Here is a 286-nt window from a genome sequence, read left to right as displayed (position 1 = left end):
TCTACGCTGTGGCGCAGCTGCAGGGCGGTGGCTCTCAGGTGGAATACATGACCGTTGAGGAGATCATGAAAGTGCGTGACTCCTCAAAAGCCAAAAACGACGGGCCGTGGCAGACGCACTTTGAAGAAATGGCAAAAAAGACCGTTGTCCGTCGGCTGTTTAATACCAATTCCATTTTTAAATTATGAAATAACAGCCCATGAACGGGAGCATAGACTTTTCAATCGGCCAACTTCAGAAAGTAATTCATTCCATGCCTCACAGCATTTATTGATAATATCTTCAT

At 45.1% G+C, this 286-nt stretch carries 1 protein-coding gene; it reads left to right on the top strand.

Annotation, left to right across the window (positions count from 1 at the left end):
• A partial coding sequence (locus AK963_RS30845) for a recombinase RecT (protein WP_175404824.1) occupies nt 1–188 on the top strand: 188 nt, incomplete at its 5' end.
• Nucleotides 189–286 lie beyond the last annotated feature (98 nt).

Origin of the sequence: Endozoicomonas atrinae (assembly GCF_001647025.1) — a bacterium.
GTDB classification, from domain to species: domain Bacteria; phylum Pseudomonadota; class Gammaproteobacteria; order Pseudomonadales; family Endozoicomonadaceae; genus Endozoicomonas; species Endozoicomonas atrinae.
The sequence above is the reverse complement of the archived record's forward strand: the minus strand, read 5'-3'. Positions and strand labels throughout refer to the sequence as shown.